This is a genomic window from Pseudoclavibacter sp. RFBA6 (assembly GCF_002931575.1).
Taxonomy (GTDB): Bacteria; Actinomycetota; Actinomycetes; order Actinomycetales; family Microbacteriaceae; genus Pseudoclavibacter; species Pseudoclavibacter terrae.
This window is the reverse complement of the sequence record NZ_PSUA01000015.1, coordinates 397,808-423,938: the sequence shown is the minus strand read 5'-3', so window position 1 is coordinate 423,938 and position 26,131 is coordinate 397,808. Positions and strand designations below refer to the sequence as shown.

21 protein-coding genes are annotated in these 26,131 nt (G+C 67.2%); 8 read left to right on the top strand and 13 right to left on the bottom strand.

All coding sequences use genetic code 11. From position 1 onward, the window contains the following. Positions 1-69: 69 nt before the first annotated feature. The 9 genes from mmsB to C5C17_RS16670 all read right to left on the bottom strand — a co-directional run bounded on the left by mmsB (position 70) and on the right by C5C17_RS16670 (position 12,563). Positions 70-1,224 carry a multiple monosaccharide ABC transporter permease gene (gene mmsB / locus C5C17_RS16710; protein ID WP_104254631.1) on the bottom strand — a complete coding sequence of 385 codons (1,155 nt, stop codon included), beginning with the start codon at positions 1,222-1,224 and terminating at the stop codon, positions 70-72. A gap of 50 nt (positions 1,225-1,274) precedes the next feature. After that, complete coding sequence (gene mmsA / locus C5C17_RS16705; protein ID WP_104254499.1) at positions 1,275-2,816, bottom strand: multiple monosaccharide ABC transporter ATP-binding protein; 1,542 nt, start codon at positions 2,814-2,816, stop codon at positions 1,275-1,277. Between the two features lie 138 nt (positions 2,817-2,954). After that, entirely contained in the window at positions 2,955-4,076 is a 1,122-nt protein-coding gene (gene chvE, locus C5C17_RS16700) for a multiple monosaccharide ABC transporter substrate-binding protein (protein ID WP_104254498.1), read from the bottom strand. A gap of 189 nt (positions 4,077-4,265) precedes the next feature. After that, positions 4,266-5,681, bottom strand: coding sequence for a GH1 family beta-glucosidase (locus C5C17_RS16695; RefSeq protein ID WP_104254497.1), 1,416 nt, complete (start codon positions 5,679-5,681; stop codon positions 4,266-4,268). Then, a complete protein-coding gene (gene yicI, locus C5C17_RS16690; RefSeq protein WP_104254496.1) occupies positions 5,678-8,026 on the bottom strand; it encodes an alpha-xylosidase in 2,349 nt (782 codons plus the stop codon). Before yicI ends, C5C17_RS16695 begins: the two co-directional genes overlap by 4 nt. A gap of 14 nt (positions 8,027-8,040) precedes the next feature. Continuing rightward, the gene (locus C5C17_RS16685) at positions 8,041-8,922 is read right to left on the bottom strand and encodes a carbohydrate ABC transporter permease (RefSeq protein ID WP_104254495.1); all 882 of its coding nucleotides are present in this window, start codon (positions 8,920-8,922) and stop codon (positions 8,041-8,043) included. After that, positions 8,919-9,893: a carbohydrate ABC transporter permease gene (locus C5C17_RS16680; protein ID WP_104254494.1), complete on the bottom strand. Its 975-nt coding sequence runs from the start codon at positions 9,891-9,893 to the stop codon at positions 8,919-8,921. The genes C5C17_RS16685 and C5C17_RS16680 overlap by 4 nt, the downstream gene beginning before the upstream one ends. Before the next feature lie 61 nt (positions 9,894-9,954). Next, a complete protein-coding gene (locus tag C5C17_RS16675; protein ID WP_104254493.1) occupies positions 9,955-11,238 on the bottom strand; it encodes an ABC transporter substrate-binding protein in 1,284 nt (427 codons plus the stop codon). 164 nt (positions 11,239-11,402) lie between these two features. Continuing rightward, on the bottom strand, positions 11,403-12,563 hold the full coding sequence (locus C5C17_RS16670; protein WP_104254492.1) for an ROK family transcriptional regulator: 1,161 nt from the start codon (positions 12,561-12,563) through the stop codon (positions 11,403-11,405). Positions 12,564-12,688: 125 nt separating this feature from the next. Between C5C17_RS16670 and xylA the strand changes: the two genes are divergently transcribed. Both xylA and C5C17_RS16660 read left to right on the top strand, forming a co-directional pair. After that, entirely contained in the window at positions 12,689-13,885 is a 1,197-nt protein-coding gene (xylA, locus tag C5C17_RS16665; RefSeq protein WP_104254491.1) for a xylose isomerase, read from the top strand. Between the two features lie 137 nt (positions 13,886-14,022). After that, entirely contained in the window at positions 14,023-15,462 is a 1,440-nt protein-coding gene (locus tag C5C17_RS16660; protein ID WP_104254490.1) for a xylulokinase, read from the top strand. A 60-nt stretch (positions 15,463-15,522) separates the two neighbouring features. Here the strand turns inward: C5C17_RS16660 and C5C17_RS16655 are convergent, their stop codons facing one another. Together C5C17_RS16655 and C5C17_RS16650 are read right to left on the bottom strand one after the other, a co-directional pair. Further along, the gene (locus C5C17_RS16655; protein WP_104254489.1) at positions 15,523-15,936 is read right to left on the bottom strand and encodes an Hsp20/alpha crystallin family protein; all 414 of its coding nucleotides are present in this window, start codon (positions 15,934-15,936) and stop codon (positions 15,523-15,525) included. Between the two features lie 160 nt (positions 15,937-16,096). Then, positions 16,097-17,029 (bottom strand): DNA-3-methyladenine glycosylase, encoded by a 933-nt coding sequence (locus C5C17_RS16650; RefSeq protein ID WP_104254488.1) that lies wholly within the window; start codon positions 17,027-17,029, stop codon positions 16,097-16,099. Between the two features lie 79 nt (positions 17,030-17,108). Between C5C17_RS16650 and C5C17_RS16645 the strand changes: the two genes are divergently transcribed. The 5 genes from C5C17_RS16645 to C5C17_RS16625 all read left to right on the top strand — a co-directional run bounded on the left by C5C17_RS16645 (position 17,109) and on the right by C5C17_RS16625 (position 22,501). Next, a complete protein-coding gene (locus tag C5C17_RS16645; RefSeq protein ID WP_104254487.1) occupies positions 17,109-18,041 on the top strand; it encodes a rhodanese-related sulfurtransferase in 933 nt (310 codons plus the stop codon). A 374-nt stretch (positions 18,042-18,415) separates the two neighbouring features. Continuing rightward, positions 18,416-19,690 carry a branched-chain amino acid ABC transporter permease gene (locus C5C17_RS16640; RefSeq protein WP_104254486.1) on the top strand — a complete coding sequence of 425 codons (1,275 nt, stop codon included), beginning with the start codon at positions 18,416-18,418 and terminating at the stop codon, positions 19,688-19,690. 9 nt (positions 19,691-19,699) lie between these two features. After that, positions 19,700-20,680 (top strand): branched-chain amino acid ABC transporter permease, encoded by a 981-nt coding sequence (locus tag C5C17_RS16635; RefSeq protein ID WP_104254485.1) that lies wholly within the window; start codon positions 19,700-19,702, stop codon positions 20,678-20,680. Further along, positions 20,673-21,698 carry an ABC transporter ATP-binding protein gene (locus C5C17_RS16630; protein ID WP_181028650.1) on the top strand — a complete coding sequence of 342 codons (1,026 nt, stop codon included), beginning with the start codon at positions 20,673-20,675 and terminating at the stop codon, positions 21,696-21,698. Before C5C17_RS16635 ends, C5C17_RS16630 begins: the two co-directional genes overlap by 8 nt. Then, the gene (locus tag C5C17_RS16625; protein WP_104254484.1) at positions 21,695-22,501 is read left to right on the top strand and encodes an ABC transporter ATP-binding protein; all 807 of its coding nucleotides are present in this window, start codon (positions 21,695-21,697) and stop codon (positions 22,499-22,501) included. Before C5C17_RS16630 ends, C5C17_RS16625 begins: the two co-directional genes overlap by 4 nt. A 597-nt stretch (positions 22,502-23,098) precedes the next feature. Here the strand turns inward: C5C17_RS16625 and C5C17_RS16620 are convergent. After that, a complete protein-coding gene (locus tag C5C17_RS16620) occupies positions 23,099-24,451 on the bottom strand; it encodes an ABC transporter substrate-binding protein (protein WP_104254483.1) in 1,353 nt (450 codons plus the stop codon). 110 nt (positions 24,452-24,561) lie between these two features. Continuing rightward, positions 24,562-25,038 carry a GNAT family N-acetyltransferase gene (locus C5C17_RS16615; protein ID WP_104254482.1) on the bottom strand — a complete coding sequence of 159 codons (477 nt, stop codon included), beginning with the start codon at positions 25,036-25,038 and terminating at the stop codon, positions 24,562-24,564. A gap of 54 nt (positions 25,039-25,092) precedes the next feature. Here C5C17_RS16615 and C5C17_RS16610 point away from each other — a divergent pair, with 54 nt between their 5' ends. After that, positions 25,093-26,112 (top strand): MDR family oxidoreductase, encoded by a 1,020-nt coding sequence (locus C5C17_RS16610; protein WP_104254481.1) that lies wholly within the window; start codon positions 25,093-25,095, stop codon positions 26,110-26,112. The last annotated feature ends 19 nt before the right edge of the window (positions 26,113-26,131 follow it).

Below are 26,131 nucleotides of genomic sequence, written 5' to 3'. Positions count from 1 at the left end.
GTGCACGTCGGCGCTCGGCCGAGCCGCTCCGCCGCCAGCGCCGGATGGGCGCGGGCGGCGGAGCACTGATCAGCTGCGCCCGCCTCGGCGCTTGCCGAGCACGTCGATGGCGACTGCGAGCAGCAGCACGAGGCCCTTGATGACCGACTGCCACGCCGAGTCGACCGAGAGGATCGAGAGTCCCATGTTGAGGACACCCATGATCATCGCGCCGATGACTGCGCCGATAACGGTACCAACTCCGCCGGTCACGGCCGCGCCGCCGATGAAGGCAGCCGCGATGGCGTCGAGCTCGTACGTGTTTCCGGCGGAGGCGACGGCGCCACCTGCGCGGGCGGTCGTGACGATGCCGGCGAGGGCAGCGAGCACACCCATGTTGACGAAGATGAGGAAGTTGACGCGCTCGGTGCGCACGCCGCTCATCTTGGCCGCGAAGAGGTTGCCGCCCATGGCGTACACGTTTCGGCCGAAGACGGTGCGCTGCAGGATGAACGTGTAGAGCATGATGAGCACGGCCAGGATGATCAGGATGATCGGGAGGCCCTTGTGTGCGGAGAGCAGCCACGCGAAGGCGAGGACGGCGACCGCGACGATGGCGAGCTTCGCGATGAGCGCTCCGCCCGGTTCGACCGGGAGGTCGAGCTTCTTGCGGCGGGCGCGGGTGCGGAGCTGGCTTCCGATGACCGCGGCGACGACGACGAGCGCGATGAGCATGGTGACGACGTCGTGTCCGCCCAGCATGGTGCCCATCGACTGTGGCAGCGAGCCCTTGCCGATGGCGACGAACTCGTCGGGGAGCGCGTTGATCGTGCCGCCCGTGAGGAGGACGAGGGTGAGGCCTCGGAAGAGGAGCATGCCGGCGAGCGTCACGATGAACGCGGGTATGCCCACGTAGGCGATCCAGAATCCCTGCCAGACGCCGATCACCGCCCCGGCCGCGAGGCCGATGAGCACGGCCGCGAACCACGGCAGGCCCCATTGGGTGATGGCGATGGCCGTGATGGCGCCGACGACGGCGACCACCGATCCGACCGACAGGTCGATGTGGCCGGCGATGATCACGATGATCATGCCGACCGCGAGGATCAGCACGTACGCGTTCTGCTGGATGAGGTTGTTGATGTTGGCGGGGAGCAGCAGCTTCCCGCCGGTGAGGATCTGGAACAGGATGATGATGACGGCGAGGGCGCCGAGGATCCCGTACTGGCGGACGTCGACGGACATCCTGACTTTGCGGGTGCCTGCTTCGCTCGCGGCCTCGGTGTTCGTGGTGGTCACGACTCGTCCTTTCCAGCGGTCATGTACTGCATGAGGAGTTCCTGGGTTGCGTTCTCCTTGGTGACTTCGCCGGTGAGGCGGCCTTCGGAGATCGTGTAGATGCGGTCGGCGAGACCGAGCAGCTCGGGGAGTTCGGAGGAGATGACGACGACGGCCCTGCCCTGTTCGACGAGCTTGTTGATGAGGCCGTAGATCTCGTACTTGGCGCCGACGTCGATGCCGCGCGTTGGTTCGTCGAGGAACAGCACGTCGGGGTCGGTCTGCAGCCATTTGCTGAGGACGACCTTCTGCTGGTTGCCTCCGGAGAGCTTGCCGGTGAGGGTCGCGACGCTTGCCGTCTTGATGTTCATGGACTTGCGGTAGCCCTCGGCGACGCCGTTCTCCTTGATGCCGTCGACGACGCCCCAGCGGGCGACCTTCCTGGCGGCGGCGGCGGAGATGTTCGCCTGGATGTCGCCGATGAGGTTGAGGCCGAGGTGCTTGCGGTCTTCCGTCGTGTAGGCGAGGCCGTTCTTGATGGACTCGTCGATGGTCTTCGTGGAGATCAGCTGCCCCGACTTGTACACCTCGCCGGAGATGTTGGTGCCGTAGCTGCGGCCGAAGATGCTCATCGCGAGTTCCGTCCGGCCTGCACCCATGAGTCCTGCGAAGCCGATGATCTCGCCGGCGCGCACGTGGAACGACACGTCGTCGACGACCTTGCGGCTCGGGTCCGCTGGGTGGTGCACGGTCCAGTTCTCGACGCGCAGCTTCTCTTCCCCGATGACCGCGTCGCGCGGCGGGAACATGGAGCTGAGCTCTCGGCCGACCATGGCGCGGATGATCCGGCCTTCGGTCGCATCCTCTTCGCTCATGTCGATGGAGTCGATCGTCGCCCCGTCGCGGATGATCGTGACGCGGTCTGCGATGCGCCGGATCTCCTTGAGCTTGTGGGAGATGATGATCGAGGTGATGCCCTGCTCGCGCAGCTGTTCGATGAGGCCGAGCAGGTGGGCGGAGTCTTCGTCGTTGAGGGCGGCGGTGGGCTCGTCGAGGATGAGGAGCTTCACGTCTTTGGAGAGCGCCTTCGCGATCTCGACGAGCTGCTGCTTGCCGACGCCGATCTCGCGGATCACGGTGGCGGGGTTCTCGTTGAGGCCGACCCGCTTCAGCAGCTCTGCCGCGCGGCGGTTGGTCTCATCCCAGTCGATGATGCCGAAGCGCTGCACCTCGTTGCCGAGGAAGATGTTCTCCGCGATCGACAGGTAGGGGCTGAGGGCGAGCTCCTGGTGGATGATGACGATGCCGTCGTGCTCGCTGTCGTTGATGTTCTTGTACCGCACCTCGCGGCCATCGAACTCGATGGTCCCCTCGAAGGTGCCGTGGGGGTAGACGCCGCTCAGGACCTTCATGAGCGTCGACTTGCCAGCGCCGTTCTCGCCGCAGATGCCGTGCACCTCGCCGCGTTGGACTTCGATGTTGACGCCCGAGAGGGCCCGCACACCGCTGAATTCCTTCACGATGTTCGACATCTTCAGGATCTTGTCGTCTTGCACCATTGCTCCGTCTCGCTTTCCGAGCTGCAACGCTCGGTGTTGCTCTGCGCGTTCAGGCGCGAGCTGTCACGGAAGCGCGCTCGGGCTGGTGTGGGGGCACAGCCAGCCCGAGCGCGTTCCGTGTGTGGTGTCGGTGACTCGTTAGAGTCCGACGTCCGATGCCTTGAGGAAGCCGCTGTCGATGAGCTTCTCCTGCACGCTGTCCTTGGTGACGACCTCGGGGTCGAGGAGGTACGAGGGGACGACCTTGACGCCGTTGTCGTAGCTCTCGGTGTCGTTGACGTCGACCTCGGTGCCGGCCTTGAGGGACTCGATCATGGCGAAGACCTGGTCGCCGAGGAGGCGGGTGTCCTTCCAGACCGTCATGGACTGCTTGTCGGCGAGGATGTTCACGACGGAGGCCTTGTCAGCGTCCTGACCCGTGAGGATGGGCCACTCGGAGCCGGGCGTGTAGCCGGAGGAGACGAGCGCCTCCGAGATGCCCTGGGCGAGGCTGTCGTTCGGGGAGAGGACGACGTCGACCTTCTTGTCGCTGTAGTTCGAGGCGAGACGGTTCTCCATCTCGTCCTGAGCGCCAGCGCTCTCCCAGCCCTGGATGCCGACGGAGGCCCAGTCGTCGTTCGATGCGGGTGCCTTGCCCGAGGCGACCTCGAGCTTGCCCTCGTCGATGTACGGCTTGAGGACATCCCATGCGCCGGAGAAGAAGAACTTGGCGTTGTTGTCGTCGGGGCTGCCGGCGAACGGCTCGAGGTAGAACGGTCCCGGCTGGTTCTCGAGGTCGAGCGTGTCGACGATGTACTCGCCCTGCAGCTTGCCGACCGCGTAGTTGTCGAACGTCGCGTAGTAGTCGACGTTCTCGGTGTCGTTGATGAGGCGGTCGTAGGCGATGATCGTGACGCCTTCGTCAGCCGCGTCCTGGAGGACCGGTGCGAGCACCGAGCCGTCGATGGCGGCGACGACGAGCACGTCGACTCCGGAGGCGATCTGGTTCTGGATCTGCGAGATCTGCGTGTCCGGGTCGTTCTCGGCGTACTGGAGGTCGGTGGTGAAGCCGGCCTCGTCGAGCTTGCTCTGGAGCTGCGCGCCGTCGTTGATCCAACGCTCGAGCTCGCGGGTCGGCATGGAGATGCCGACGCTCTCGACCTCGACTGCTGCTCCTGCGTCGCCGGTTGCTGCTGGGTCTGCTGGCGCGTCGCAGGCGGTGAGGCCGAGTGCGAGGCCTCCAACGACTGCGAGACCGAGCAACTTCTTCGTTGCTGACATGAAGGTCATTTCCTCTCTGAAATGTCTTGCCCTAAGTTGTCGCGCCAAACATATACCTACTTGGGCTTGCGCGCGACCTCTTCGGAGAGATTCGTGACCGAACTGCGACGTACGGCCACCTTGTATTCGGGGCCTAGCCTGCCATCCTGCGGATGCTGACTGTCAAACGCCTTGGTTGTCTCCTCCAACTTATTCGCGGACAACCCCCGAAATTTGCCGGTTGCGGATGAGATCAGACAGCCACAGACCGCTGTTCTTCACGGTGCGCCGCTGCGTCTCGTAGTCGATGTGGACCACGCCGAACCGCTTCGAGTACCCGTACCCCCACTCGAAGTTGTCCATGAGCGACCAGACGAGGTACCCGCGGAGGTCGACGCCGCGATCCATGGCCCGACGCGCGGCGGCGAAGTGACGCCGTAGGTAGTCGGTGCGCTCGGGGTCGTCGACGACCTGCCGATCTCCGTCGACCGTCACGACGTCGGCGAAGGCTGCGCCGTTCTCCGTGATCATGAGCGGCAGGTCCGGGAACTGCTCGGAGAGCGAGACGAGCAGCTCCTCGAGCCCGTCCGGCGCGATGTTCCAGCCCATGTCCGTGTACGGGCCGGCCTGCGGCAGGAAGTCGATGTCCGGGCTCCCTGGCCACGGGGATCCGCCCATATCCTTGTGGCCGTCGTTCTTGACCCGCTCGCTCACGCCGTCCCAGGTGCGCACGGTGACGGTGGAGTAGTAGTTCACGCCGAGGAAGTCGAGCGGCTGGTGGATGCGCTCGAGGTCCCCTGGCTCGACGAACGACCAGTCCGAGACTGAGGCCGTGTCCCGCAGGAGGTCCTCGTCGTATCTCCCTAGGAGCATGGGAGACGTGAACGCGCGGTTGGCGAGCGCATCCACGCGTCGCTTCGCGTCGGGGTCATCCCCTCGCGTCACGTGGAAGTTCAGGGTCACCGAGACGTCGGGGGCGTTGCTGGCTGCGCCACGGATGGCCGACACCGCGAGCCCGTGGGCCAGGTTGAGATGGTGGACCGCCGCGAGCGCGTCAGCGCCGTCGGTCCGGCCAGGCGCGTGAGCGCCAGATCCGTAGCCGAGGTAGGCGGAGCACCAGGGTTCGTTGAGGGTCGTCCACGTGTGCACCCGGTCGCCGAGGTGCGCCGCGGCCATGCGGGCGTACTCCTCGAAGCGGAACGCCGTCTCCCGGTTCGCCCAGCCGCCGACGTCCTCGAGCTCCTGGGGCAGATCCCAGTGGTACAGCGTCGCGATGGGCCTGATGCCCCGCTCGAGGAGCCCGTCGACGAGGCGGTCGTAGAACGCGAGGCCTCGCGGCTCGACCCGCCCTGATCCGCCCGGCTGCACGCGCGGCCAGGAGATCGAGAAGCGGTAGGCCTCGAGACCCAGCTCCGCCATGAGGTCCAGGTCGGCCTCGACGCGGTGGTAGTGGTCGGCCGCGACGTCGCCCGTGTCGCCGTTCCAGGTCTTGCCAGGCGTGTGGCTGAAGGTGTCCCAGATCGACGGGCCACGCCCATCCTCACGAGCAGCGCCCTCGATCTGGAATGCCGCGGTGGCCGCCCCGATGAGGAACTCGGGAGGGAAGTCCGCACCAGCGCGGCTCATCGTTCGATCCGAGCCGCTGCGCCGTCGGCGTTCACCCGGATGTCCCCGAGCTGCAGCGACCAGGCGCTCGTGGTCGGTCCGGTCGCACTGACCGAGTCGTCGCCCCAGCTCACGACGAACTCAGCGCTCGCCCCATCCGGTGTCGTCACGGTCGTCGCCGCGGATCCAGCGCCCGCCCCTGGGTACGCGGAGATGACGACGCCGTCGAGGTAGTCGTGGTCTGGGCGGTCGAAACGTTCATGCCGCGCGATCACCGCACCCTCGCGCACGTACAGCGGGAGGCTGTCGAAGCCGTGCCGTTCGCGCCGCCACGTGCCTCCCTGCACGGTCGTGCCCTCGAGCAGGGACGTCCAGCGGCCGGCGGGAAGGTAGAACTCGACGTCCTCATCGGCCGAGAAGACCGGGGCGACGAGGAGGTGCTCGCCGAGCAGGTACTGCCGGTCGAGGTACCGGCAGCTCGGGTCATCGGGGAACGCGAGCACCATGGGCCGGAGCATCGGGATGCCGCGCTCGTGCGCCTCCAGGCCCGCCGCGTAGAGGTAGGGCATGAGCTGCAGCTTCAGCCGGCTGAACTTCCGCAGCACCGAGACGGCGCTCTGCGGATCGGACTCGTCGAGCCCCTCGGCCTCGTCGAAGACCCACGGCACGCGGTACGAGCTCGAACCGTGGAGCCGCGAGTGGCTCGACAGCAGACCGAACGCGACCCAGCGCTTGAAGACGCCGGCGTCAGGCGTGCCCTCGAAGCCGCCGATGTCATGGCTCCAGAATCCGAATCCACTGAGCGCGAGCGAGAGGCCGCCGCGCAGCGTCTCCGCCATCGACACGTAGCTCGACGTGGAGTCCCCACCCCAGTGCACCGGGAGGCGCTGTCCTCCCACCGTCGCCGAGCGCGCGAACAGCACCGCGTCGCCCTCTCCCCTGGCGCCCTCGAGCACTTCGAAGACGGCCTCGTTGTACCGCTGCGTGTAGGAGTTGTGCATGCCGACGGGGTCGGAGCCATCCGCGTAGACGACGTCGACGGGGATGCGCTCGCCGAAGTCGGTCTTGAAGCAGTCGACGCCCTGGTCGATGAGCGCGCGGAGCTTGCCCTGGTACCAGGCGGTGGCCTCCGCGTTCGTGAAGTCCACCAGTGCCATGCCGGCCTGCCACTTGTCCCATTGCCAGACGTCGCCGTTGGGCTTGCGCACCAGGTAGCCGAGCTCCTTCGCCTCCGCGAACAGGTGCGAGCGCTGCCCGATGTACGGGTTGATCCACACGCTCACGCGCAGGTCCTTCGCGTGGAGCCTCGCGAGCATCCGCTCTGGCTCTGGGAACGTGCGCGCATCCCACGTGAAGTCGGACCAGTTGAACTCGCGCATCCAGAAGCAGTCGAAGTGGAACACGCTCAGCGGCAGCTCCCGCTCCGCCATCGCGTCAATGAACTCGGTGACCGTCGTCTCCTCGTAGTCGGTCGTGAAGCTCGTCGACAGCCAGAGCCCGTATGACCACGCTGGCACCTTCGCGGGGCGTCCCGTCAGCTGCGTGTAGCGATCGAGCACCGCCTCGGGCGAGCCTCCGCCGATGACGTAGTACGTGAGGCGCTCGCCCGGCACCGAGAACTGCACCCGCTCGACCGCCTCGGACCCCACCTCGAAGCTGACGTGGCCGGCGTTGTCGACGAGCACCCCGTAGCCCCGGTCGCTGAGGTAGAAGGGGACGTTCTTGTAGGCCTGCTCGCTCGACGTGCCGCCGTCGGCGTTCCAGACCTCGACGTTCTGGCCGTTCTTGACGAGTGGCCCGAAGCGCTCGCCGAGCCCGTAGATGAGCTCGCCCACCTCGAGCGACAGCTGCTCGTGCACGTAGTGCTCGGCGAGAGGCAGCGCCATGCCGGACCGCGGCGACCCGACGACTCCTGCGTCGACCTGCGCATCCGCCTGCAGGCCCGCGTACCCGACTGAGCGGTGCCCGCTGCTCGTGAGCACGCGTCCCCCCGACTCGAACGAGAGCGACCACGGCTCACCGCGGGCAGCCCGCAGCGTCAGGCTGCCGCTCCTGAGCGTGCCCTCCGTCTCGTCCACGCTGATTTGCGCGTGACCGCTCGTCGCACCCGGAAGTGAGAAGCCCAGCGGGGGCTTGCCGCCCTGGTGGTGCTCGATGGTCACGCCGATCACGTCGGGGAGCGGCGAGTGGATGGAGACGGTGAGGATCGGCCTGTTGAGGGTGTCGCCGCGCGAGCCGATGACCTTCGTGGGGGCCGTGATCTGCAGGCCCTGCCCGTCGGACGACTGCTCGAGGTCGTAGACCTCCTGTGCGTAGAGGACCTCGACGCCTGGTCGGATCTGCCAGAATCCGTCGGTGAATTTCATGGTTGCCTTTCGCCTTACTTGACCGCGCCGGCGGTGATGCCGCGGGTCAACGTGCGCTGGAAGATGAGGAAGAAGATGAGGGTCGGGATGACGCCGAGCAGGGCGGATGCACTGGTCGTCGTGACGTCCATCATTCGGTCGCCCTGGAGCACGCTGACTGCGACGGGGACCGTCTGGGAGGCGTTGCTGACCAGGAAGGTGAGGGGGATCAGGAACTCGTTCCAGGTCCAGATGAAGAAGAAGATGATGAGCACGCTGAGGGTCGGCATGCTGATCGGGAACACGACACGCCACAGCACGGTCCAGCGACTCGCGCCGTCGAGCGCGGCGGCCTCGAGGATCTCCTTGGGGAACGTGCCGAGCACCGACGCGAGCAGGTAGGTGCCGAATGCGCTCTGGATGACCGTGAAGATGATCACGACGCTCCACGGGTTGTCGTAGAGGCCGACCATCTTGAACATGTTGTACAGCGGGTAGAGCAGCGCTTCCTGCGGCAGGAGGTTCGCGAAGAGGAATGCGACGATGATCCACATCCGCCCCCTGACGCGGCCAACCCCGATGGCGTAGGCGTTGAGGAACGAGATGAGGACGGCGGCGACGGCGACCGTGCCGGAGATCCAGATCGAGTTCCACAGCTTCTGCGGGAAGTTCGTGCGCTCCCAGAACGCGACGATGCCGTCGAAGTACAGCGACGACGGGAACGCGAGCGGGCCGCCCTCGCTGTAGTCGCTCGGGGACTTGAACGAGTTCAGGAGGATGAGGATGAACGGGAAGAGGATGATGAGCCCGCCGATCACCGTGAGGGTGATCGCGATCCAGTCCTTGCCGTTCGGGGCGAGGTACTTGGAGCGCGGCCGCTTGGGTGCGCGCTGCTTCGACACTGCGTCTGCGGTCATAGTCCCGCACGCTCCTTCCGCTCCACCGAGGTCTGCGCTCGGATGAAGAAGATCGCGACGATCGCGATGACGATGGTGAGGGCTGTGGCGATGGTCGCCCCGTAGCCGACCTGCTGGGATTGGAAGAACTCGCTGTACGCGTAGTAGCTGGGGACGAGCGTGCTGGTGCCCGGGCCGCCGCGCGTGAGCACGTAGATGGGGCCGAAGACCTTCAGCGCCGCGATGGTGCAGGTGAGGGTGACGACGAACACCTCGGGCCGGATCTGCCCGAGCGTGATCGCCGTGAACCGGTCCCACCATCCCGCGCCATCGAGTTCCGCCGCCTCGTACAGCTCGGGGTCGACGCGCTGCAGCGCGGCCATGAAGATGACGATCGGGTAGCCGAGCTGCACCCACACGAGCACGAGCATGATGCTCAGGAGCGCCGTGTCCGGACTCCCGAGCCAGTTGCTGGCGAGCCCGCCCAGCCCGACCGCCTCGAGCATGACGTTGAGCGCGCCGTTCTCCGGGCGCAGGATCCACCCGATCACGATGCCCGCGATCGCCATGGGCAGGATCTGCGGGAGGTAGTAGGTGGCTCGCAGGAAGCTGGCGATGCGACCGCCGAACTTCTTGCCGATGACGTCGAAGAGCACGACGGCGATCAGCAGACCGAGCGCGGTGGGGATCACGACCATGGCGATGATCATCGCGATGGTGTTCCGGAACGACGCCCAGAAGGCGGAGTCCCCGAAGAGCTTCACCCAGTTCTCGAGCCCGACGAACTCGGGCGGGCGGATGCCCCGGTACTCCGTGAAGCTGAGGTAGACGTTCCAGAAGAGGGGGACGACGATGACGACGATGAGCAGGAGCGCCCCGGGGACGAGGTAGAGCCACCACCCCCAGCGGGGGGCGCCTCGCTCCGGGAAGGAGCTGACATCGGCGGGGAGCGGGCGACGCCCTGGTTTTTTCGCAAGCGGCAGCTGAGCCATGGTTGGTCTCTTTCAGAGTGGGCGGGGCCGGCCGTAGAACAGCGTCCGGCCCCGCATCTGATTACTCGCGGAAGTCGACCGCGTACGAGTCGTACGACTGGCCGAGGCTGTCGAGGACCTCATCCGAGGTCTTCGTCTTGTTCACGAGCTCCTGGAGCTGCGCGACGAGCTCGTCGTAGAAGGTGGGAGTCGGCCAGTCCGGGTAGAACGCCAGCCCGTCCTTCTCGTTGATGTCGTTGAAGGCCGAGATGAGCTCCTGGCTCTTCGGGTCGGTGATGTCGTCGACGTTCGCGGCGACGGGGAGGCCGCCGTTGTTGCCGATGAGCGCCTGGATCTCGGGGCGCATGGTGATCTCGATGAACTGCGTCGCGAGGTCGGGGTCGCCGGCCGCCGCCGGCACGACCCACATGTTGCCGGCAGAGCCGAGGCTCAGCTCCGTCTCGGGGAACGGCACGATGCCCCAGTCGAAGCCCGAGATCTCGTCGGCGAACCGCCCGTACCACCAGCTGCCGGACACGAAGATGGGTGCGTCGCCGTTGATGAACGAGACGCCCGCGTCCTCGGCTTTGAGCCCGGAGGCGTTCGGGGAGATGTAGCCGGCATCGACGTACTCGACGACCTTGTCGGTCGCGTTCTTCATCGCCTCGCTCTGCCAGTCGACTTCGCCTTCGTAGAGCTGGTAGTCGTCGACGAAGTCGCGGTCGGATTCCTGCAGGAGGAACTGGTACCAGAGCTGACCGAGGGGGTACTCGAGGCCTGCCTGCGCGAGCGGCGTGATGCCCGCATCCGCGAACGTCTTGAGTGCGCCTTCGAACTCGGCCATCGTCGTGGGCACCTCGATGCCCTGCTCGGCGAACGCCGCCTTGTTGTAGTAGACGGTCACGAACTCGCCGTAGTTCGGCACGCCATACCACTCGCCGGATCCCATGACCCCGTCTTCGCTGTAGCGCGCAGTGGTCTGCAGTGCGGGCGCGAGCTTGTCGGCCCAGCCGTATTCCTCGACGGATTCGGTGATGGGGGTGAGCAGGCCCTGGCTGGCGAGGAGCCCGGCCGTGGCATTGCCCTTCGTGTACTCGAGGATGTCCGGCGCCTGATCCGAGTTGAGGACCTGGCTTGCGGTCTGGCGGATCTGCTCGAAGCTCTTCTCCTCGAACTCGACGGTCGCACCCGTCTCCTCCTCGAAGACCTTGATCGCCTCGTCCCAGGCGATGCCCATCGCGCTGTTCTCCGCCTCGAAGTGCCAGAGCGTCAGGACTCCGTCGCCTTCAGGAGCGCTTGGACTGCAGCCAGCCAGTGCCAGGCTGCTGACCGCGATCACGGCCGCGGCTGCCCATTTCTTTCGCATGAGTGAACTCCTTTGTTCTTCCTGCAGACGCGTCGGCGGGGCCGACGATTCGACGCCAGCCCTCCGAACCGAGTGCCTCGAACTGACGTGACGGACACTTCCTTTGGGTCCGACGGGCACCAGTTTGAAGTCACCGCATTGTTTTTGTCAAGCAGTGAAACAAATTAGGTTCGCGAGGTGAGCAGCCTCCGGATGGCCACGACGGCGGCACCCTGCGCGTAGCTGTCGAAGTGGAAGTCAGGGCGCTCGATCCGGACCTGCGAGAAGTCGACCTGCTCCAGGTACTCCGTCGCGGCCGAGACGAAATCATCCGGCGCGAGGTCGAGCATGTGGCGCCCCTCGCCCATGATCGCAACGATCTCCGGGTCGACGGTGTTCACGGATTCAGCGACGGCGACACCGAGCGCGAACGACGCGCTGCGGAAGGCCGAGAGCGCCCGCTCGTCACCCGCCCGAGCGCGCTGCAGGGCAACCTCGTACTGGCCAGGATCCACGCCGGCGTTGGCCTCGATGGCCGGCATGGTCACGAAGCTGTGGATGCAGTTCTGGTGCCCCTTGGCGCACGTCACGCCACTGCCGGACATCCGACTGTGGCCGATGCGACCAGCCCGTCCGTGCGCTCCCGGCGCCGCGTCGTTCGCGACGACGAGTCCGCTTCCGATGCCGGCCCCGAGGCCGTAGACGATGAGCGATCGATGCGCGCCGAGGCCGCCGAACCAGTGCAGCGAGGCCGCGAGCGCGTGCACGTCGTTCGACATCGAGGTGGGCAGGCCCGTGGCCTCCGCGACGAGGCGCGACAGCGCGATCCCGTCCCAGCCGAGGAAGTTCGAGCGGTGCAGCACCTCGACGCCGCCCACGTCGGACACATCGCCTGCGACGCCGATGCCGACCGCCGCAACGAGCGGGAAGCCGACGGACACCTCGGCGATGAGCCCCGCGACGAGCTCGACCACCGCATCCACGGAGCGATTCGGGAGCGGGGCAGACACCTTCTCGACGACCTGCGCCGTCAGGTCGGTGACGACGACGTACGCGGCCTCGCCCGTGAGCTTCACACCGACGAAGTGGGCACGCTCCGGGCGGAGGAAGAGGCTCTCGGATGGGCGTCCGCGATGCCCTGACGGCTGGAGCTCACCCTCGCCGAGCAGGCCGGCCTCGATCAGCTCCCTCGCGATGCGGGTCAGGCTCGTGCGCGAGAGCCCGGCGGCCTCAGCCAGGCGGGCACGCGACCTTGGCCCCCCGAGGAGGAGCTCGAGCAGGATGACCCCCTGCGTCTCGCCGAGTTCGGGCCACGACTCGAATGAGGCGGGTAGCGCGTCGTTCATTGCGCGAGCTTAGCCCCGCGCTGAGCACTGATCGCATTCGAGACGCACCGGGAGTGGCGATCTCGGCCGCGAACGTATATGTTGGCGACGGCAACAATTTTGTTCAATGTCGAACCAGGAGGACCATGTCCACGCCAGCCCCCACCCCCGCAGACAAGTTCTCGTTCGGTCTGTGGACCGTCGGCTACAACGGCACCGACCCGTTCGGCGGCCCGACGCGCGCCGACCTCGACGTCGTGCACGTCGTCGAGAAGCTCGCCGAGGCCGGCGCCTACGGACTCACGTTCCACGACGACGACCTCTTCCCGTTCGGCTCGACCGACGAGGTGCGCGACTCCCAGATCTCCCGCCTGCGCGGCGCCCTGGACTCGACGGGCCTCGTCGTTCCCATGGTCACCACGAACCTCTTCTCCGCCCCCGTCTTCAAGGACGGCGGCTTCACGTCCAACGACCGCGACGTGCGCCGCTTCGCGCTGCGCAAGGTGCTCCGCAACCTCGACCTCGCCGCCTCGCTCGGCGCCGAGACGTTCGTCATGTGGGGCGGCCGCGAAGGCGCCGAGTACGACTCCGCGAAAGACATCCGCCAGGCACTCGAGCGCTACCGCGAGGCCGTCAACCTGCTCGGCGACTACGTCACCGACAAGGGCTACAACATCCGCTTCGCGATCGAACCGAAGCCGAACGAGCCCCGCGGCGACATCCTCCTCCCCACGGTCGGCCACGCCCTCGCCTTCATCGAGACGCTCGAGCGTCCGGAACTCGTCGGCGTGAACCCCGAAGTCGGTCACGAGCAGATGGCCGGCCTCAACTTCGCCGCCGGCATCGCACAGGCCCTCTACCAGGGCAAGCTGTTCCACATCGACCTCAACGGCCAGCGCGGCATCAAGTACGACCAGGACCTCGTCTTCGGTCACGGCGACCTGCAGAACGCGTTCGCGCTCGTCGACCTGCTCGAGAACGGTGGCCCGGGCGGCGGCCAGACCTACACGGGTCCGCGCCACTTCGACTACAAGCCCTCGCGCACCGAAGACGAGACGGGCGTATGGGAGTCGGCAGCGGCGAACATGCGCACGTACCTGCTCCTCAAGGAGCGCGCCGCGGCATTCCGCGCCGACCCCGAGGTGCAGGAGGCGCTCGCCGCTTCCCGCGTCGACGAGCTCTCCACGAACACGCTCGGCGAGGGCGAGACGTACGACGACTTCCTCGCCGACCGCTCCGCGTACGAGGACTTCGACGCGAACGCGTACTTCAACGGCAAGGGCTTCGGCTTCGTGCGCCTGCAGCAGCTCGCGCTCGAGCACCTCATGGGCGCCCGCGGCTAGTCCCCGCCGCTCGCCCGACGGACTCCCCCGTCCCCCCTGACAGAGCTGTGGCGGATGCACGCACGTCCAACGACGCGCATGCATTCGCCCCAGCTCTGTCGTGCACCACACCCCAGCACTACAGAAAGCAGACCACCATGCTCGTCGCCGGCTTCGACTCGAGTACGCAGAGCTGCAAGCTCGTCATCCGGGACGCCGTGACGGGCGAGCTCATCCGCCAGGGCCGCGCGTCCCACGCCCCTGGCACGGAGGTGGACCCGGAGAACTGGTGGGCCGCCGTCCAGGACGCGACCGCAGCGGCTGGCGGGCTCGATGACGTCGCGGCACTGTCCGTCGCCGGCCAGCAGCACGGCATGGTGGCGCTCGACGCCGACGGCAACGTCGTGCGCGACGCGCTCCTCTGGAACGACACACGCAGCGCCGGTGCCGCCAGAGACCTGATCGCGGAGTTCGGGCAGGAGGCGCTCGTCGAGCGCACAGGCCTCGTCCCCGTCGCCTCCTTCACCATCACGAAGCTGCGCTGGCTCCGGGATGCGGAACCCGAGAACGCGGCACGCGTCGCCGCCGTCGCACTCCCCCACGACTGGCTCACGTGGCGGCTCCTCGGCTACGGCCCCGCCGACGAGAGCCCCCTCGGCCCCGACCTGACGAAGCTCACAACCGACCGCTCCGACGCTTCCGGAACCGGCTACTGGTCGCCGTTCACGGGCGAGTACGACCGCGAGCTGCTCGTCGCCGCACTCGGGCATGACGTGATCCTGCCGCGCGTGCTCGGGCCGTCCGAGGTCGCCGGCAAGACTCCGACTGGCGCGCTCGTCGCCGCGGGAGCCGGCGACAACGCGGGTGCCGCGCTCGGCCTCAATGCTCGCGCCGGTGACGTCGTCGTCTCGATCGGCACCTCCGGCACCGTGTTCTCGGTCGCCGAGCGGCCGGTTGTCGACCCGAACGGCGGTCTTGCGGGCTTCGCCGACGCGACGGGCGAGTTCCTCCCCCTGTCCGCCACGCTCAACGCGGCGCGCGTCATCGACACGACCGCGACAGTGCTCGGCGTGGACCACGCGGAGTTCGGTCGGCTGGCCGCGTCCGCCCCCGTGGGCTCCGGCGGGCTCGCGTTCGTGCCGTACCTCGACGGCGAACGCACTCCTGACCTGCCGGACGCGACGGCATCCCTGCTCGGCATGACGCGTGGATCCTTCACACGCGAGAACCTGGCCCGCGCCGCAGTCGAGGGCATGCTCGGCAGCCTCGCTCAGGCGCTCGACGCGCACCGTGCGCTCGGCGTCGACGCGAAGCGCGTCATGCTCATCGGCGGCGCCGCCCTGAGCGAGGGTGTGCGCGCCGTCGCCCCGACCCTCTTCGAGGTACCCGTCGAGATCCCCGCGCCCGGCGAGTACGTCGCCGACGGCGCGGCCCGCCAGGCCGCCTGGGTCGCGACCGGCAGCCGCCCCGACTGGCCCGTGGAGACCATCGCGCGCCTCGAGCCGGCCCCTGATGCGGCACTTCGAGCCCGGTTCGCGGCGGCCGCGGAGCTCGCGCGGGAAGCCGAGGAGTCAGGCAAGGGCCTGCGTTCCGTCTGAGACATCACGAAGGGGGCAGTGCGATCTCGCACTGCCCCCTTCTGTTGCGTCGCCTGTCGGCTACGCCTGGATGGTCTCGACCTTCGTACCGGTCTCGATCTCGATCTTGCGCGGCTTCGCACGCTCGCTGACGGGAACCGTCACCGTGAGCACGCCATGCTCGTAGCTCGCAGCGATGCGCTCGGTGTCGAGGCCCTGGCCGAGCGTGAACTGGCGGAGGTAGCTGCCCCCGTTGCGCTCACGCACGAGCCACTTGGCGCCCTCCGCGTTCACGGTGCTGCGCTCGGCGCGGATCGTGAGCTGCTGTCCGTCGAGGTCGACGTCGATCGAGCTGGGGTCGATGCCCGGCAGGTCGGCGGTGAGGATGTAGTGGTCGGCCTCGCGGTAGAGGTCGATGGGCATCGAACGCGGGCTGTTCGGTGCTCCCTGGAAAAGTCGTTCCATCTCCTGGAACGGATCGAAGACGCGTGCCATGTCGTTTTCCCTTCCTTGTACGCACACTCACGATCGTGAGCGACTGCGGTGAACTTGAGTCGACTGGTGTCAACTTCCTTGGTCAGAAAATTAGCACTCACCCAAGTCGAGTGCCAGAAAATTTGCTGAAAACCGCGTCAGCCGTGGGCGAACGACCCCCTCAGTGGAAGCGGTGGTCCTGCACGGTCATGCGTGCGCCGTGCTTCGGACGCGGGTTGCCAGCCAGCTTGATGAGGCGCACGACCCGCTCGCGGTGCCCCCGCCACGGCTCGAGCAGCTCCCGCATGCCGTCGTCGTCGACGTCGCAACCCGCGAGCGCCCACCCCACCATGTTGGGGATGTGGTAGTCGCTGAAGCTCGGCGCATCCGGGTCGCCATGCGAGCGTTGCACGGTCTCGTTTGCCGTCCACACGCCGACGCCCACGATCGAGCGGAGGCGGCGCAGGGGCTCTTCCGACCCGGTTGGCAGGCTCGCCGTGCGCTCCAGCGCCGATGCGACCGTCGCCGAGCGGATGACCGTACCCGTCCGGGAGTGGTCGACGCCCGCCCGATGCCAGTCCCAGCTCGGGATGCGCCGCCACTGCTCCGGGGTGAGCGGAAGCCGCAGGTGGCGCGGCACGAGGCCGGCTGCGCCTGGGGCAGGGTCGGCGTAGTCGCGGTGCAGGATGTCCCACGCTCGATGCGCTTCGAGGCCCGTGATCTTCTGCTCGATGATGGCGGCACTGAGCGCCTCGAAGACCGCCCCCGACTTCGGGAGCCGGAGCCCCTCGTTGCGACGCCGCACATCCGCCAGCTCGGGGAGCGCATCGAGGCGCAGCTCACTCCAGTCGTCATCGCGGCCAAGAAGGACCGGGGCTTCGTCGACCGCGATCTCGGCGGCTTCGCCCCACGACACGATGCGGACTCCGTCCCGCGCCTGCCGGAAGACGGTCGTCGCCCCACCCGCGAGCGCGTGCGACGTGCGCCACACATCCCGCGACACCGGGTGCATCCAGCAGGTCGGGTCACGCCTGCCCCGCATGAGCGGCGACAGGGTCTGCACCACATCGACCGGCAGCGCCGGCCGATAGAGCGTCATGACCCGATCTGGCATGCGGCAAGGGTACGCAGACCCACCGACATCCGCGCACCCTCGGCGCTCGGAACACCGCCGCTCACCTAAAATCGACCGCATGGCTGTCCCCAAGATCGTGCTCTACTACGCCTTCGCGCCCCTCGCCGATCCGGAAGCGATCCGCCTCTGGCAGCGAGACCTCGCGGCGTCGCTGGGGCTGCGCGGGCGCATCCTGATCTCGAAGGACGGCATCAACGGCACCCTCGGCGGTGAGCTCAACGCGCTCAAGCGGTACGTGCGCACCACCCGCGAGTACGCGGCGTTCAAGGACGCCGACTACAAGTGGTCGGAGGGCACCGGCCTCGATGAGAACGAACAGAGCCTCGACTTCCCGCGCCTCAGCGTCAAGGTGCGGGACGAGATCGTGAGCTTCGGGGCCCCCGGGGAACTGGAGGTCGACGAGCACGGCGTGGTCGGCGGCGGCACCCACCTTGCCCCGGACGAGCTCCACGCACTGGTCGAGTCGCGCGACGACATCGTCTTCTTCGACGGACGCAACGCCATCGAAGCCCAGATCGGTCGCTTCGAGGGCGCCGTCGTGCCAGAGACGGGCACGACCCGCGACTTCATCGCCGAGCTCGAGTCCGGCAAGTACGACGAGCTCAAGTCGAAGCCCGTCGTCACCTACTGCACGGGCGGCGTGCGCTGCGAGGTCCTCTCCGCGCTCATGGTGAAGCGCGGCTTCAGCGAGGTGTACCAGCTCGACGGCGGCATCGTCCGCTACGCCGAGCAGTTCGGCGACGAAGGCCTCTGGAAGGGATCGCTCGCCGTCTTCGACGCCCGCGAGCACCTCGAGTTCGGGCCGAACACCGAGAAGCTCGGGCGCTGCCGGGAGTGCGCGGCGCCCACGCACCGCACGCAGAACTGCAGCGACGCCTCCTGCCGTGAGCGCTTCGTCGCCTGCGAGCGCTGCGGCGAGCTGCCGATCTTCTGCGCTCGGCATGCTCTCGCGCACGCGACCACCGGCAGCGGGGCACCATCCGGTCGGTGACACGCCGAAGGCGACCACGTTCTTCCCAAACCGAGGATCTTGGCACCATCCGCAGTCTCTGAACCGCTGAGCCGCCACATTTGTGGCGACGTAGAACAAAATTGCGCATTCGGGCCGCATACGACGCACGGCCGCACTCCCACACGGCTATCGTGTGTAGCGGCAAAGAAACATTGCCGATACAAACCATCCGTAGATTCGCAGAGTGGCGAATCCTCGCTTGCAGCAATAGCAGTTCCAGAATCTCGTTCAGTCGTCGTGCCCAGCCCGACTCGCACTGGAGGTACTCCGTGCCCCTTCTCCTCAGTCCGCTCCCGCCAGCCGGATCGCGCTCAGCGACCGCCAGGCGCTCCCGGCTCACCCAAACACACCGAATGCTCGCAGCCCTCGCGATGTCGCTCTTCGCGTTCCTCGGCGTCTTCACGATGGCCGGCCCCGCGAACGCGGAGTCCGAGCCCCCGGAAGAGTCGGCGTACTCGATCAGCGGCATCCTGAACTTCGAGAGCGAACCCGTCGAGGGCGTCTCACTCACCGTCGAAGGCGACGGCTACACCGAGACGGTGGAGTCGGGTGAGGACGGACGCTGGCGCGTCCCCGTCCCCGGCCCCGGCAACTACACGGTGACGCTCGACACGGAGACCCTGCCCGACGGTGTGGACCTCCGCAACGAAGACGGGGCGACAGCCGAGGTCACGGAAGACGAGTGGTCGACGACCAACGTCGGACGCCTCTTCGCGCTCGGTGAGGACACGAGGCAGAGCAGCAACTTCGGCTCACAGCTCATCGAGCGCCTCGTCGCGGGGCTCAACTTCGGCCTGCTCATCGCGCTCGGCGCGATCGGCATCACGCTGATCTTCGGCACGACCGGGCTGAACAACTTCTCGCACGGCGAGCTGGTCACGTTCGGTGGCCTCATGGCCTGGCTCTTCGCCGTCGTGATGGGCCTCAACATCTTCGTCGCTCTCATCATCGTCGTCATCCTCGGCGCCGCCTTCGGGTGGGTCCAGGATGCGGCGCTCTGGAAGCCGCTGCGCAAGCGCGGTGTGCGCCTCGTGCCCGCCATGATCGTGAGCATCGGCCTCGGTCTCGCGCTGCGCTACATCTACCAGCTGTTCTTCGGGGGTGCGATCCTCCCGATGAGCTCCGTGGGACTCAGCGGTGCCATCGAGTTCGGCCCCGTGCGCATCACGACCGGCTCGCTGCTGAGCATGGGCATCTCGATCGTCACCCTCGTGCTCGTCGGGCTCTTCCTGACCCGCACCCGAGTGGGCAAGGCCACCCGCGCGGTCTCCGACAACCCGTCGCTCGCGAGCGCATCCGGTATCAACGTCGACCGCATCATCCGCATCGTCTGGACCACGGCAGGTGGCCTCGCCGCCCTCGCCGGCGTCATGCTCGCCCTGTACCGCCAGTCGTCGTGGGACATGGGCTTCCAGGTGCTGCTGCTGATGTTCGCCGCCGTCACCCTCGGTGGCCTCGGCTCCGCGTACGGCGCGCTCGTCGGATCGCTCGTCGTCGGCATCTTCGTCGAGCTCTCGACCCTCTTCATCCCCGCCGACCTCAAGTACGCGGCGGCGCTCCTCATCCTCATCCTGGTCCTGCTCGTCAGGCCCCAGGGCATTCTCGGCCGCCGCGAGCGAGTCGGCTAGGAGACGAACATGGACTGGTCAAACATCCTGAGCAACGCCGTCGGCGAGCTCCTCAGCCCCACCACCGCTGCCTACGCGCTCGCCGCGATCGGCCTCGGAATCCACTTCGGCTACACCGGCCTCCTCAACTTCGGTCAGGCCGCGTACATGCTGATCGGCGCGTACGCGTTCGCGATCCCGACGATCAGCCTCGGCTGGCCGCTCTGGGCCGCCGTGCTGTGCGTCATCGTGGTCTCGGTGATCTTCTCGTTCATCCTGGGTGTCCCGACACTGCGGCTGCGAGCTGACTACCTGGCCATCGTGACGATCGCCTCCGCCGAGATCCTCCGGTACATCGTGACGACGACGGGCCTCACCTCGGTCACGGGTGCCGCCAACGGGCTCAACGGCTTCAAGGGAACCTTCGCCGCGATCAACCCGATCCCGGACGGCACCTACGGCTTCGGTCCCTTCACGTACAACGCGTACGACTGGTGGACTCGCATCGTCGGCTGGGGCATCGTCCTCCTCGCGACGCTCCTCGTGTGGGCCCTCATGCGCAGCCCCTGGGGTCGCGTGGTCCGCGGCATCCGTGAGGACGAGGATGCCGTGCGCAGCCTCGGCAAGAACGTCTTCGCCTACAAGATGCAGGCCCTCATCACGGGAGGTCTCCTCGGCTCGCTGGCCGGCATCATCTTCATCCTGCCGAGAGCCGTGCAGCCCGCCAACTACACGACGGGCCTCACGTTCTTCATCTGGACGATCATGCTCCTCGGTGGAGCCGCGACGATCTTCGGCCCCATCGTGGGCGCCATGATCTTCTGGGTGGTCCTCTCCCTCACGCAGGGCGTGATCAACGGACTCATCGAATCCGGGGCGATCACCTTCCTCTCCATGACACAGGGCGCCCAGCTCCGTTTCATCATCGTCGGGATCGCGCTCATGCTGCTGGTGGTCTTCAGACCCCAGGGCATCTTCGGAAACAAGAAGGAGCTGAGCTTCAGTGCCTGAGCAGACGAGCCCACCAACGGGCATCCTCCCCACCCACGAGTTCGTCGACGGCAAGGTCGGACCCGGCTGCAAGAAGGTCGACCCGATCGTCATCGCCGACGGCGTCACCCGCCAGTTCGGCGGCAACACGGCAGTGGATGTGCAGCACCTCGAGATCCCGCGCGGCAAGATCACCGCGCTCATCGGTCCGAACGGTGCAGGCAAGACGACCATGTTCAACCTGCTGACCGGCTTCGACAAGCCCAACACAGGCACCTGGTCGTTCGACGGCACCTCGCTCGCGAACGTGCCAGCCTTCAAGGTGGCGCGCTCCGGCATGGTCCGCACCTTCCAGCTCACGAAGTCACTCGGCCGCATGACGGTGCTCGACAACATGCTGCTCGGCGCCGACCAGCAGGGCGGCGAGGGCATGCTGCGCGCGCTCTTCAAGCCGCTGTGGCGCGAGCGCGAGACCGAGATCACGGCGAAGGCAGACGAGCTCCTCGCTCGCTTCAAGCTCGACGCGAAGCGCGAGGACTATGCGGCGTCCCTCTCGGGCGGACAGCGCAAGCTGCTCGAGATGGCCCGCGCGCTCATGAGCAGCCCCAAGCTCATCATGCTCGACGAGCCCATGGCCGGCGTCAACCCGGCGCTCGTGCAGTCGCTGCTCGGCCACGTCAAGGAGCTCAAGAACGACGGCACCACGGTGCTGTTCGTCGAGCACGACATGCACATGGTCACCAACATCTCCGACTGGGTCGTCGTCATGGCCGAGGGCCAGATCGTCGCAGAGGGCCCACCCGAGACGGTCATGAAGGACCAGGCCGTCATCGACGCGTACCTCGGCGCGCACCACGACCAGGACCTCGGCGACCTCGACATCCAGGAGCTGGAAGTCGAGCGCATCGCAGAGGAACAGGGCGTGGAAGCGGCGGCCGAGTACGAGGCCGAAGTGCTCGGGACGACCTCGATCGCCGACGAGATCGCCGAGACCAAGACCGAGCCAGCGCCCGAGACGAAGGAGAGTGACAGCAAATGAGCGAGACGCAACCCACCGCATCCGCTGCACCGACGGCGACCGCGCCGCGAGGCGACGCAGTGCTGTCCACCATCGACCTCGTCGGCGGCTACCTGCCCGGCGTGAACATCCTCAACGGCTGCTCGATCGACGCCTACCCCGGTGAGCTCATCGGCATCATCGGCCCCAACGGTGCCGGCAAGTCGACGGTGCTCAAGGCCATCTTCGGGCAGATCAAGATCCGCGGCGGCAGCGTCATGCTGAAGGGCGAGGACATCACGGGCCTGCGCGCCGACAAGCTCGTCGCCAAGGGCGTCGGCCTCGTGCCGCAGAACAACAACGTCTTTCCGTCGCTCACGATCGAGGAGAACCTCGAGATGGGGCTCTTCCTGCGACCCAAGGTCTTCAACGAGCGCTTCGAGTTCGTCGCCGACCTCTTCCCCGAGCTGGGGAAGCGTCGCAAGCAGCGCGCCAGCTCACTGTCCGGCGGTGAGCGGCAGATGGTCGCCATGGCCCGCGCCCTCATGATGGACCCGTCGGTGCTGCTGCTCGACGAGCCCTCCGCAGGCCTCTCGCCCGTCCGCCAGGACGAGACGTTCCTGCGCGTGCGCCAGATCAACCGCGCCGGCGTCTCCGTCATCATGGTCGAGCAGAACGCACGCCGCTGCCTGCAGATCTGCGACCGCGCCTACGTCCTCGACCAGGGCAAGGACGCGTACACGGGCACCGGCCGCGAGCTGCTCAACGACCCCAAGGTCATCGCCCTCTACCTCGGCACGCTCGCAGCCGACGAGCAGGCGAAAGACGGCGACACGGCCCACTAGCCGCCAGCATCCACCGCAGACGGGCGGGGAGGCCCCCAGCAGACGCTGAGACCTTCCCGCCCGTCTCTGTGCCCTGCACCGTCTCCGCTCCCCGCTCGTCTGCGCCCCCCCGCCTGTCTGCGCTCCCTGCTTGTCTGCGCCCCCCGCTCGTCTGCGCCCTGCGCTTGTCTGCGCTCCCCGATCGTCTGCCCCCCTGCGCATGTCTGCGCTCCCCGCTCGTCTGCGCCCTGCGCATGTCTGCGCTCCCCGCTTGCCTGCCCCTGCGCATGTCGCCTTCCCCCGCGTCGCGCCCTGGCTGCGCATCCACACCCCAACGCTGCCAGCCGATGTGCCCTTCCGCGTGCTTCCATCCCGAACGCTGCCAGCCGATGTGCCCCTCACAGCGCTCGGGAACGGCCACTTGACTGGCAGCGGTCGGATACTCGGGTGGTGGGAAGCAGCGACCTCCGCCCGCAAGCGCTGCCCGGTGTCTGGCCCCTCGCGAGTGGTTCCGACCGGCCAGAGGTCGGGCAGCGATGGCACCAAGCAGAAGGCAGCGTCGGGGCATGCGAAAGGCCCGGGATGCGTGCATCCCGGGCCTTCGTTCAGCGAGTCAGCTTAGAGCTGGCCGGCCTCTTCTCCGATGTTGGAGTAGGTGTTGCCGCTGCCGTACTGGTAGATGCCGATCGTGGCCTCTGACGGGTCGCCGTTCTCGTCGAACGAGATCGGGCCGGAGACGCCGTCGTAGTCGATGTCGGTGCCAGCTTCGAGGAGCGTGACGCAGTCGGCGTAGGTGGTGCACTTCTCACCATCGACGGAGACCTTCTGCATGTTGTCCTTGATGGTGGTCGGGTCAGCTGCCCCACCGGCCTGCGCTGCGAGGGCAGCGAGCATGACCGCGTCGTACGACTCAGCGCCGTACGTGTAGTCCTTCAGGTCGGGGTCGATGCCGAGCAGCTTCGCGCGGAAGTCGTCGGAGGCGACGACGCCGGGGATGGTGCCCTTGGCGCAGTTCAGCGTGCCCTCTTCGAAGTCAGCGGAGTAGTCGGCCATGTTGCCGTCGACCATGTACAGCTTGTCGGCGGGGAAGCCCTTGGTGCCGATGAGCTGCGGGACGATGGTCGCCGTCTGGTCGAACGCGACGAGCGCGATCGCGTCGGGGTCGGCTGCCGTGACGGCGTCGATCTGTGCCGAGAACTGGCTGTCGCCCTCGTTGAAGGCCTCAGAGGCGACGACCTCGCCGCCAGCGGCTTCGACGGCCGTGGTGATGCTCTCGGACAGGCCCGAGCCGTAGGCGTCGTTCAGGTAGATGATGCCGACGGATGCGTTGCCGTCGTTGACGATCGTGTTTCCGTTGACGCGGCCCTGGAGGATGTCCGAGGGGGCGGTGCGGAAGTAGAAGCCGTTGTCTGCGTACGTGGAGAACTCGGCGGACGTGTTGGCCGGTGAGACCTGCACGACGCCCGCACCGGTGATCTGGTCGATGACCGTCATCGAGACACCGGACGATGCGGCGCCGACGATGGCGGACACGTTCTGGCTGAGCAGGTCGGTGACCGACTGCGTGGCGATGTCGGTCGACGTGTCACCGGAGTCGCGGTGCACGACGCTGATGTTGCCGCCGAGCACGCCGGACGGTGAGGCGTTGATCTCGGCGACGGCGAGGTCGACACCGGCGATCTCGGGCGGGCCGAGGAATGCGAGGGTTCCGGTCTGCGGAAGCAGCGAGCCGATCTTGAGCGCTTCGGAGCGCTCCTGAGCGGTCGGGGCTTCGACGGGCGAGACCTCGGTGACGGTCTCAGCCGTGTCCGGGCCACAGACCGCGGCAGCGGCGTCGCCGTCCGCGGCTGGTTCGCCACCTTCTGTCGTCGAAGAGCACGCGGCCAGCATGAACACGCCGACGCTCATGGCGGCGATTCCTGTGGTGATGCGCAACTTCCTGGAGGGAGACGACTTGGCAAGGTTACTCATGGTGCTCCTTTATACGTAAGCAGAGAGCGAGCGCCGCGCAGCGGCGCCCGGATCTCAAGTTAGCCGCGGCACTGCGACGAACTGATTCATGCTTGTTACGAGCGAGTAAATCATGAGTGGGGGCTCGATGTGTATTTCACCATCGGGACATGGGGAATGTCGTCTTCGATGAAGTTCTCACCGCATCGTTCGAACCCGAATCGGGCGTACCAGGATTCGAGGTGCGCCTGCCCGTTGAGGGCCGTCGCCACCCCCTCGCTGTCTGCGATCTCGATGAGATGGCGGATGATCCTGGCCGAGTAGCCGAGGCCTCTCGAGTTCTCGGCGGTGACGACCCGGCCGATCGCGCGCGAGAGATGCGTCGGGAGGTGCTCGTCGGGCCAGCCGAGCGGAAGGAGTCGGGCGTAGCTGTGGGGGTAGAGGGGGTCGTCGCCGATGAACGCGTGCTGGGTGCCCTCGGCGAAGTCGGCGGTGTCCGGGTCGAGGTAGACGCAGTCCTGTTCGACGACGAAGATGCTCGAGCGCAGGTGCAGGATGCCCCACAGCTCGGCCGCGCTGAGTTCGGGGAAGGTGCGAACCGTGATCATGTCAGCAAGTGTCGCAGAGGTGGAGTTCGGAGACTGGCCGCTTACGATGGCGCCATGGTTCGCGGATACCTGACGACGAAGTCCACCGACGACGCGGGGAAGCCCCGCATCGATGTCGCGTTCGATGAGCTCGACGATGAGCTCTTCGGGGGCGGCCACCTGCGGCGAGACCAGGTGCTGGTCGACGTGGCCTATACGAGCCTCAACTATAAGGACGCACTGTTGCTTGCGGGAAAGCCCGGTGTGAGCCGGGCGGATGTGCTCGTGCCGGGCATCGACGTCGTCGGAGTCGTGCGCGAGTCCCGCACCCAGAACTTCGTGCCTGGTGACCGCGTGGTGCTGAACGGTGCGGGACTCGGCGAGACCCGGCACGGCGGCCTGGCCGAGCTGTGCCTCGTGGACGACGAGTCCCTCATCCACCTGCCGGAGGCGATGTCGCTGGTCGACGGTGCTGCGATCGGCACGGCCGGATACACGGCGATGCTCTCAGTGCTCGCGTTGGAGAAGCAGGTCGAGCCCGGTGATGGCGACGTGCTCGTGACCGGGGCGGCCGGCGGGGTGGGCAGCATCGCGGTCGCGCTGCTGGCGAGCCTCGGCTACCGGGTGGTGGCCTCCACGGGCCGTGGCGATCAGGAGGGCGACTACCTGCGGAGGCTCGGTGCGGCCGAGATCATCGACCGGCACGAGCTGTCGGATGCAGTGGGCAAGCCGTTGCAGACCGAACGCTGGGCGGGCGCCGTCGATGCTGTCGGCTCCACCACCCTCGCCAACGTGATCGCTCAGACGAGGCGCGAGGGGATCGTGACGTCGTGCGGCCTGGCGCAGGGCACGGACCTGCCGACGACGGTCATGCCGTTCATCCTCAGGGGCGTGACGTTGCGGGGCATCAACTCGGTGGTGCAGAGCGTCGAGGTGCGGGCTGAGGCCTGGAACCGGCTCCTGGAACTCGACAGCGAGCTGCTCGAGTCGATGACCGAGGTCATCGGCTTGGAGGAGGCGCTCGACTACGCGCACCCCATTCTGGACGGCAAGGTGCGCGGCAGGACCGTGGTTCGCGTGCGCGGTGATCTCTGAGTCGAGCGGTCGCGGCTGC

Excerpts from the sequence above, each read along its gene's own strand:
- mmsB (WP_104254631.1), bottom strand. The coding sequence starts at position 1,224 with ATGTCCGTCGACGTCCGCCAGTACGGGATCCTCGGCGCCCTCGCCGTC.
- mmsA (WP_104254499.1), bottom strand. The coding sequence starts at position 2,816 with ATGGTGCAAGACGACAAGATCCTGAAGATGTCGAACATCGTGAAGGAA.
- chvE (WP_104254498.1), bottom strand. The coding sequence starts at position 4,076 with ATGTCAGCAACGAAGAAGTTGCTCGGTCTCGCAGTCGTTGGAGGCCTC.
- C5C17_RS16695 (WP_104254497.1), bottom strand. The coding sequence starts at position 5,681 with ATGAGCCGCGCTGGTGCGGACTTCCCTCCCGAGTTCCTCATCGGGGCG.
- yicI (WP_104254496.1), bottom strand. The coding sequence starts at position 8,026 with ATGAAATTCACCGACGGATTCTGGCAGATCCGACCAGGCGTCGAGGTC.
- C5C17_RS16685 (WP_104254495.1), bottom strand. The coding sequence starts at position 8,922 with ATGACCGCAGACGCAGTGTCGAAGCAGCGCGCACCCAAGCGGCCGCGC.
- C5C17_RS16680 (WP_104254494.1), bottom strand. The coding sequence starts at position 9,893 with ATGGCTCAGCTGCCGCTTGCGAAAAAACCAGGGCGTCGCCCGCTCCCC.
- C5C17_RS16675 (WP_104254493.1), bottom strand. The coding sequence starts at position 11,238 with ATGCGAAAGAAATGGGCAGCCGCGGCCGTGATCGCGGTCAGCAGCCTG.
- C5C17_RS16670 (WP_104254492.1), bottom strand. The coding sequence starts at position 12,563 with ATGAACGACGCGCTACCCGCCTCATTCGAGTCGTGGCCCGAACTCGGC.
- xylA (WP_104254491.1), top strand. The coding sequence starts at position 12,689 with ATGTCCACGCCAGCCCCCACCCCCGCAGACAAGTTCTCGTTCGGTCTG.
- C5C17_RS16660 (WP_104254490.1), top strand. The coding sequence starts at position 14,023 with ATGCTCGTCGCCGGCTTCGACTCGAGTACGCAGAGCTGCAAGCTCGTC.
- C5C17_RS16655 (WP_104254489.1), bottom strand. The coding sequence starts at position 15,936 with ATGGCACGCGTCTTCGATCCGTTCCAGGAGATGGAACGACTTTTCCAG.
- C5C17_RS16650 (WP_104254488.1), bottom strand. The coding sequence starts at position 17,029 with ATGCCAGATCGGGTCATGACGCTCTATCGGCCGGCGCTGCCGGTCGAT.
- C5C17_RS16645 (WP_104254487.1), top strand. The coding sequence starts at position 17,109 with ATGGCTGTCCCCAAGATCGTGCTCTACTACGCCTTCGCGCCCCTCGCC.
- C5C17_RS16640 (WP_104254486.1), top strand. The coding sequence starts at position 18,416 with ATGCTCGCAGCCCTCGCGATGTCGCTCTTCGCGTTCCTCGGCGTCTTC.
- C5C17_RS16635 (WP_104254485.1), top strand. The coding sequence starts at position 19,700 with ATGGACTGGTCAAACATCCTGAGCAACGCCGTCGGCGAGCTCCTCAGC.
- C5C17_RS16625 (WP_104254484.1), top strand. The coding sequence starts at position 21,695 with ATGAGCGAGACGCAACCCACCGCATCCGCTGCACCGACGGCGACCGCG.
- C5C17_RS16620 (WP_104254483.1), bottom strand. The coding sequence starts at position 24,451 with ATGAGTAACCTTGCCAAGTCGTCTCCCTCCAGGAAGTTGCGCATCACC.
- C5C17_RS16615 (WP_104254482.1), bottom strand. The coding sequence starts at position 25,038 with ATGATCACGGTTCGCACCTTCCCCGAACTCAGCGCGGCCGAGCTGTGG.
- C5C17_RS16610 (WP_104254481.1), top strand. The coding sequence starts at position 25,093 with ATGGTTCGCGGATACCTGACGACGAAGTCCACCGACGACGCGGGGAAG.